Here is a 278-nt window from a genome sequence, read left to right as displayed (position 1 = left end):
AAACGTTTCATTTATTTCAGCTCCCGCGATAGGTGGAATATCCGTACTGGCTCAGCAGCAACGGAATGTGATAGGTGGTCGTGGTATTGGTGATATGGAACTCCACCGGGATTTCGGGGAAGAAACTCTGCTGTTGATGTGCCGCAAAATAGTGACCGGTTTTAAAAATCACCCGATATTCACCCGCCTCAAAGGGCTTTGCTGGCCAAAGTGCATCTATCCGACCCTGCTGGTTAGTATTGGCGGTATTCAGTACTTTCCAGCTTTCTCCCTGTTTC

At 48.2% G+C, this 278-nt stretch carries 1 protein-coding gene; it reads right to left on the bottom strand.

Annotation, left to right across the window (positions count from 1 at the left end; all coding sequences use genetic code 11):
• Nucleotides 1-16: 16 nt before the first annotated feature.
• The coding region (gene uraH, locus SB756_RS29590) for a hydroxyisourate hydrolase (protein WP_410913122.1) at nt 17-278 on the bottom strand (262 nt) is incomplete at its 5' end.

Origin of the sequence: Pseudomonas sp. SIMBA_068, assembly GCF_046534705.1 — a bacterium.
GTDB classification, from domain to species: domain Bacteria; phylum Pseudomonadota; class Gammaproteobacteria; order Pseudomonadales; family Pseudomonadaceae; genus Aquipseudomonas; species Aquipseudomonas putida.
Note: the sequence above shows the minus strand (reverse complement) of the source record. Positions and strands in the feature narration are given on the sequence as shown.